Origin of the sequence: Vibrio sp. 10N.286.48.C11 (genome assembly GCF_041469805.1) — a bacterium.
GTDB classification, from domain to species: Bacteria; Pseudomonadota; Gammaproteobacteria; order Enterobacterales; family Vibrionaceae; genus Vibrio; species Vibrio crassostreae_C.
Map to the genome: position 1 here is coordinate 1 of NZ_JBFRLK010000116.1, position 6,297 is coordinate 6,297.

Below are 6,297 nucleotides of genomic sequence, written 5' to 3' on the forward strand. Positions count from 1 at the left end.
GCGAAATCTTTAGCAACACCACCGTACACTTTTGCAAGAGTAGTACAGATAGCAGCAGTTAGAGTTGTTTTACCGTGGTCAACGTGGCCGATAGTACCAACGTTTACGTGCGGTTTCGTACGTTCAAATTTTTCTTTAGACATGGGGTGTCCCTCTAGGTACGGATTAGGTGGCTTAAAATAAGACCACGCAACCAAAAAAAATGGTTTTCTTTATTAAAGGAGAAGAAGCTTTAGACTGGTGCTAATACCCAGAGTCGAACTGGGGACCTCACCCTTACCAAGGGTGCGCTCTACCGACTGAGCTATATCAGCACACAAAATGAGTTGGAGCGTGCAGCGGGAATCGAACCCGCATCATCAGCTTGGAAGGCTGAGGTAATAGCCATTATACGATGCACGCAACACGTAACTCTGTTTGAGCTATTTAACCTTTAGAATATGGTGGAGAGGGACGGATTCGAACCATCGAAGGCAGTGCCAACAGATTTACAGTCTGCTCCCTTTGGCCACTCGGGAACCTCTCCAAATTTTGAGCTTTCTCTCGCTTGCCTTATAGGAAGGGAGAAAGTGGTGCCGACTACCGGAATCGAACTGGTGACCTACTGATTACAAGTCAGTTGCTCTACCTACTGAGCTAAGTCGGCACAAGTGGGGCGCATTTTATTGAATGATTTTCCACCTTGCAATAGTAAATTGAAAAAAAGTGCAAAATTCTCTTACCAAACTCCTACATACGCCAATTTAGCTCAAGGTTTCCATCTTTAACACGCATCTAGCACAGGAAGATATTTTATTTATCTATCGCTTGATGTATTTTCCATGCACTTGTTTTGTTATCCACTATAGAGTTTTGTATGAGCCCATTTATGTCATTTGACCGCGAACGTTGGTCTGAGCTAAGGAATTTAGTTCCGATGACACTTTCTGAGAGCGACTTAAAAGAGCTTCAAGGCATCAATGAAAAGCTCACAATGGAAGAGGCAGTAGAGATCTATCTACCGCTATCTCGTCTATTGAACCTCTATGTGGCAGCCAGACAGAATAGAAACTCGGTACTCCACCAATTTCTAGATAAGAAAGAGAAAGCGCCACCTTTTATCATCGGTATTGCGGGTAGCGTAGCTGTTGGCAAAAGTACCACTGCGCGTCTGCTTAAAGCCCTACTCTCTCGCTGGGAAAACCACCCAAAAGTTGAACTAGTGACAACCGATGGCTTTTTATATCCAAACGAGGTGTTAGAAGAGAAAGGGTTGATGAGCAAAAAGGGCTTTCCTGAATCTTACGATATCAAGCGTTTAGTGAACTTTGTTTCGGATGTAAAAGCTTGCAAGAGAAATGTCACAGCCCCTGTTTACTCGCATCTTACGTACAATATTACTGATGACGTTAAGTGCGTCGACCTACCAGATGTGCTTATTATTGAAGGGCTTAATGTTTTACAAACCGGAATGAATTATCCACACGAGCCACATCGCGTGTTTATTTCAGACTTCCTTGATTTCTCACTCTATGTTGACGCTGATAGCCAACAAATCAAAGAATGGTACGTCAATCGCTTTATGAAATTCCGCGATGGCGCGTTTACTAAGCCTGGCTCTTACTTTAGTCATTACACTAAATTATCGAACCAAGCCGCATTGGACAAAGCAGAAGGTATCTGGAGTTCAATTAATGGCTTGAACCTTGAACAAAATATCCTTCCGACAAGAGAAAGGGCTCACCTGATTCTACGTAAAGGCGCAGATCATATGGTTGAAGAAGTGTTACTAAGAAAATAGTAACGCCTTAGTCGCCTTTTCTTAGCGATATCTCGCCACCAATATAGCTCTCGACACCATTCTCAGTTTTGAGCAATACAGCACCTTGTTCATCGATGCCTTGAACAACACCTTCAATTTCTCTAGGTCCAATGATCAATCTAACATTGCGACCTAAGAAATTATCCAAGCGGTTCCAACGCTCTAAAAAATTGGACATTCCTTTCAACTCGTAGTCGACAAGTGACTTATCCCAAGCATTGATCAGAGCCTGCGCTAACTGGTTACGGTCTGGCACCTTCCCATCACACACTTCTTTAAGGGAAGTCCATGGCTGGCCAATACCTGATGTTGTTGGATCCATGGATAGGTTTAGCCCTAAACCAATCACAATATGCGCAGCGCCGCCAGACTGTCCTGACAGCTCGACCAAGATACCTGCAAGCTTCTTGTCATTGTGGTAAAGGTCGTTCGGCCATTTAAGCTTTACACCTTCTACGCCCATCTCTTCCAAAGCTTCAACAACAGCTACACCAACCACAAGGCTTAAGCCCATTGCGGCAGCCATCCCCGCGTCGAGTCTCCAATACATTGAAAGATAGAGGTTTGCACCAAATGGTGATACCCACTCTCGTCCACGGCGTCCACGACCCGCAGCTTGATATTCAGCAATACAGACAGAACCCGATTCGAGGGTGTTAGTGCGCTCTAATAGGTGTTGGTTTGTAGAACCTATGATGGGAATGAGTTCAAGAGAAGCATCGCGACTAACTGCAGACAATTTGTCTTGGTCAAGCATATCCAAACGACTGGCTAGTTTGTAACCCTTGCCTTGTACTCGGTAGATATCTAAACCCCACTCTTGAATACCTTTAATGTGCTTACTGATAGCCGCTCGTGATACGCCAATCATTTCACCTAGGTCTTCACCTGAATGAAACTCACCGTCAGCAAGACATCTCAATAGTGCAAGCTTGGTACTGTGCTCTCTCATGCCAATGACTCCAAAGCCTTATCCAAGTTTGTCTCGCAGTCTCGTCCCATAAAGCGCACTTCATGTTCCAATCGAATATCGAATTTATTCAAAACGGACTGGCGCACTCGCTCTGCAAGCTTAAGGATATCCACAGCAGAAGCCTCATCATAATTGATAATAACCAATGCTTGGTTGGGGTGAACCTGAGCGCCACCTTCTGTCACACCCTTGAACTGGCATTGATCAATCAGCCAGCCAGCAGCAACTTTGATCATGTCATTACTCTCATAACCAACCATATTTGGATATAGAGCTAACAAGCGATCAAAATGATCTTTGGTGATCACAGGGTTTTTGAAGAAGCTACCCGCATTCCCTTGTACTCTAGGGTCTGGCAGCTTACTTGAACGGATAGCACACACTTCATCAAATATAGTGCGAGGGGAGAGCGTATCGGCTGCTAGGCTTTTTAACGGGCCATAGTGATTGCATGGCTCCCACTCTTTCGGCAACGTTAAACCAATCGCAACAACAATCGCTTTATCGTAGAGAGCGTGTTTGAAAATAGAATCTCGGTAACCAAAGAGACACTCTTCTTTGCTTAATCGCTTAACTGTATAAGTATCCAGACACAGGATATCGACATACTCGCATACGTCTTGTAGCTCAACACCATACGCACCAATATTCTGAATCGGAGCAGAGCCGGAACAGCCGGGTATCATTGCTAGGTTTTCTAGACCACCCAGCCCTTTATCCACACTCCACTCAACCAAGCTTGGCCAATCCTCGCCACCACTCACATGCAGTAGGTGATGACTGTCCGTCTCGGCCAGCTCAATCCCGGCTAATTTATTCACGATGACCAGGCCAGCGAAGTGCTCAGTAAAAAGCATATTACTGCCCTTACCCAGTATTAACTTAGGCAAAGCTGACCATTTAGGGTCTTTGTAAAGCGAAATAAGTTCTTCGGTAGTGGTGACTTCAACCAACGCATCACACGTCTGATCGATGGAAAAAGTATGAACATTTTTTAAACTAGCATTGAGATGGAATTGCATGGCGATATTCAATTAACTTACACTGCGGTCATTCTACAGCAGATAAACCAATGGCGCAGTGACTGAATGAACAATGTCATCATTACTCAATTAGACCCAGTAAAGGTTCCCCTAGTTAAACGTTTCTATAAAGAACATTACCCAACGGGAAAAGCGAATAAGAGTGAACTGATCTATTCGTTATTGCTGAATAACGAACTGTGCGGTGTCGTGCGTTTTCGTACAATAGAAAATAATCGCTTACTTACCGGTATGGCGATATCAAAACAACATCGTGGTCAGCAATTAGGCTCCCAGCTTATGGATTATTGTGCGCAACATACGCTTACGGAAGATGATTACTGCTTTGCGTACGCTCATCTCACCAATTTTTACGCGCGACACAAATTCGTACAAGTAGACCCTAAAGATCTACCAAATGGTTTAAGAGTTTTATACGAGCGCTATTCGAATAGCGGAAAAGATCTCATTCCTATGCATTATCAGCAAAATTGTTAGAGAATGCCTCGATTATCTAGTATTTGGTGCTATCCCTTTGGTAAAATTAAAGGTTCGCAATTTTGCATATTTTTAAGGTAAAACAGTCAATATGATTGCCAGTAGGAATCCATTCATACAGTTGCCAACCATAGCGCAGAATCCTGACAAGTTTGAAGTACTACTATCAGCGCAAGAGTTTCGAACTCGCCTACTTGATGAAATATCTCGCGCAACGACTCGTATTAGTTTAGTCGCTTTGTATCTTGAAGATGATGAGGCTGGCCGTGAGATCCTAACTGCCTTATATGAAGCAAAGCAAAAGAATCCAGAATTAGACGTGAGCGTTTGTGTCGATTGGCACCGGGCGCAGCGTGGATTGATTGGCGCAGAGTCTTCTGAAGGCAATGCAGCCATGTATAAAGAGTTCGCAGAGAAATATCAACATTCTGTGCCTGTCTATGGCATTCCCGTTCGCGGCAAAGAAGTCTTTGGCGTATTGCACTTAAAAGGCTTTATCGTCGATGATAGCGTGATATACAGCGGTGCAAGCCTTAACAATATCTATCTGAATTACCATGACCGCTATCGCTTTGATCGTTACCATGTTTTAAACAATGCAGCTCTTGCTGACTCAATGTTTGCCTACGTACACGAACAGATGGTTGCGGACAGCGCTGTTTATGACCTGGCTGATAAGAACAAGCCTGCGACCAAAGAACTGAAACCAGCGATTCGTCAGTTTCGAGCATCATTGGCAAGGTCTCAGTATCAATTCGAAGGGCAAGAGGTTTCAGCAGAGCAAGTGGCTGTAACACCATTGGTTGGTATCGGTAAAAGACGTAACCGTCTGAATCAGGGAATCAACCAACTCGTCGCTCAAGCTAAAGATGAAATCTTCATCTGCACACCTTACTTCAACTTCCCACCTAGCCTAGCTAAAGAAGTGAAGAAAGCACTTAAGCGTGGCGTAAAGGTCAGCATTGTTGTTGGTGATAAGACAGCGAATGATTTCTTTATCTCACCAGAAGAAGAGTTTAAAACGATTGGTGGTTTGCCATACCTTTACGAACTGAACTTACGCCGTTTCGCTAAAGCGAATGAAGCTCATATTGCTAGCCGTAATCTATCAATTCGACTTTGGCAACACGATTCCAATAGCTTCCACCTAAAGGGCATTTGGGTAGATAAGCGCTACATGCTACTAACAGGTAATAATCTAAATCCACGCGCATGGAAGTTGGATCTAGAGAACGGTATCTTTATCCAAGATAACTACCATCACCTAACAGACAAGTTTCAGGCTGAAGTGGATAACATCCTTCAACACACTCAGCTTATCTGTACTTATAAGCAGTTAGACAAGGTAGAGAGCTACCCGATGGAAGTTCAGAAGTTGATTCGTAAGATCACTCGTGTGAAAGCCGATAGGGTGCTTAAGCAAATACTGTAGTCGATGTATTAGAGACACTATTTATCAACGCCTAGCAAACGCTAGGCGTTTTTGTATCTACGAGATAGCTATTTAGGTTTGTTTGATGGTCTTTCGAATCAACATCTCTATTTATGCACAGTGAGTGTGATAGCTTGAAGTGTTAAGCATCCTACCTTTTCCTTAGTCAGTCTCAGGGTTCCAGATACGTGTATCAGGTATGGTTTAGATAGCAGCTAAACGAGTACCAATACGAACATAATCGACAATTACCCTTTACGTATTCAAGCAATAAAGTCTCACTCCTTAGGGCGAAGTACGTACGCGATAGAGAATTTCACATAGTAAAACAATCAGATTAGTGCTCTGCTCTATTTAGCTTAAGAGTTAGAAGTGACCACCTATATTCCCAAGCAGCACCTCCCGATATATAGAGAAGTACTTCATAGCTAGCGATAAGGATCTACTACTAAAACCCAAAACACATACGCAGGAAACGACGAAAGCCTAGTCGTCAGACTAGGCTTTCTGATATGTGCCGGAATAGCATGAAGTGCAGGGGCTCGGTGTCTTTATACCAATTAAAGTAAAA

General features: G+C 43.6%; 6 protein-coding genes and 4 tRNA genes. 3 read left to right on the top strand and 7 right to left on the bottom strand.

The annotated features are described in order from the left end of the window. The 5 genes from AB4209_RS21245 to AB4209_RS21265 all read right to left on the bottom strand — a co-directional run. The coding region (locus AB4209_RS21245) for a GTP-binding protein (RefSeq protein ID WP_240798929.1) at positions 1 to 143 on the bottom strand (143 nt) is incomplete at its 3' end. 95 nt (positions 144 to 238) lie between these two features. Then, positions 239 to 314, bottom strand: a tRNA-Thr gene (locus tag AB4209_RS21250). A gap of 13 nt (positions 315 to 327) precedes the next feature. Beyond that, positions 328 to 402: transfer RNA gene (locus AB4209_RS21255), tRNA-Gly, on the bottom strand. A gap of 39 nt (positions 403 to 441) precedes the next feature. Next, positions 442 to 526, bottom strand: a tRNA-Tyr gene (locus AB4209_RS21260). 44 nt (positions 527 to 570) lie between these two features. Then, positions 571 to 646, bottom strand: a tRNA-Thr gene (locus AB4209_RS21265). A 210-nt stretch (positions 647 to 856) separates the two neighbouring features. Here AB4209_RS21265 and coaA point away from each other — a divergent pair. Further along, positions 857 to 1,780: a type I pantothenate kinase gene (coaA, locus tag AB4209_RS21270; RefSeq protein WP_017066910.1), complete on the top strand. Its 924-nt coding sequence runs from the start codon at positions 857 to 859 to the stop codon at positions 1,778 to 1,780. Between the two features lie 7 nt (positions 1,781 to 1,787). Here the strand turns inward: coaA and birA are convergent, their stop codons facing one another. Continuing rightward, positions 1,788 to 2,753 carry a bifunctional biotin--[acetyl-CoA-carboxylase] ligase/biotin operon repressor BirA gene (birA, locus tag AB4209_RS21275; protein WP_017059800.1) on the bottom strand — a complete coding sequence of 322 codons (966 nt, stop codon included), beginning with the start codon at positions 2,751 to 2,753 and terminating at the stop codon, positions 1,788 to 1,790. After that, positions 2,750 to 3,796 carry a UDP-N-acetylmuramate dehydrogenase gene (gene murB / locus AB4209_RS21280; protein WP_017059799.1) on the bottom strand — a complete coding sequence of 349 codons (1,047 nt, stop codon included), beginning with the start codon at positions 3,794 to 3,796 and terminating at the stop codon, positions 2,750 to 2,752. The genes birA and murB overlap by 4 nt, the downstream gene beginning before the upstream one ends. A 66-nt stretch (positions 3,797 to 3,862) precedes the next feature. Here murB and AB4209_RS21285 point away from each other — a divergent pair, with 66 nt between their 5' ends. Then, complete coding sequence (locus AB4209_RS21285) at positions 3,863 to 4,294, top strand: GNAT family N-acetyltransferase (protein WP_017059798.1); 432 nt, start codon at positions 3,863 to 3,865, stop codon at positions 4,292 to 4,294. 91 nt (positions 4,295 to 4,385) lie between these two features. Next, complete coding sequence (gene pssA / locus AB4209_RS21290) at positions 4,386 to 5,726, top strand: CDP-diacylglycerol--serine O-phosphatidyltransferase (RefSeq protein WP_029235079.1); 1,341 nt, start codon at positions 4,386 to 4,388, stop codon at positions 5,724 to 5,726. Positions 5,727 to 6,297 lie beyond the last annotated feature (571 nt).